General features: G+C 56.0%; 1 protein-coding gene. It reads left to right on the top strand.

Annotation, left to right across the window (positions count from 1 at the left end):
* Positions 1-383: hypothetical protein (locus RSSM_RS01300; RefSeq protein ID WP_236620870.1), on the top strand; the 383-nt coding region annotated here is incomplete at its 5' end.
* Positions 384-500 lie beyond the last annotated feature (117 nt).

Below are 500 nucleotides of genomic sequence, written 5' to 3'. Positions count from 1 at the left end.
GGGCGGACGAGATGTTTGTTTCCGCAACCGCAAAAACCGAACTCGACTTTGACGCGGTCGCCGCTGACCTGCGCCGCGCGTTCCCGGACTCCACGGTAATCTCCGACGATTACTACGCGACTCGCCTTGCTGTTGCTGCTGAAATCGCTCGCGAAAACGGAATGTCACCCGACTGCGCACCAATTCGCTGCCTCGAACGCAACGCGGCAGAACATGGTGTGCAACGTCATCTTTCGGTTGTGGTCACTGCCGGCATCGCATTCAACACGCGAATTGACAAACTTGGTGTTCTGGCCGTCACCCAAGATTCCGAAGACCCATCTGTTGCCCAGCCGATTCTTGATGTTCTGCGGGGATACCCACTCGAAATTGAGACTTCCTAGCCGCTTCACGCCGCCCAACATGGTTTTTACGCTAGGCCTGCGGCACACCTTCGACCTTTGGCAACGATCGCTGGCTTTGGTACAATTCTCGTAGTTCAGGCATCGTTCGCTTCGTTT

Source organism: Aporhodopirellula sallentina SM41 (assembly GCF_000346505.1).
Lineage (GTDB): Bacteria > Planctomycetota > Planctomycetia > Pirellulales > Pirellulaceae > Rhodopirellula > Rhodopirellula sallentina.
This window is presented reverse-complemented; position numbering and strand designations above follow the sequence as displayed.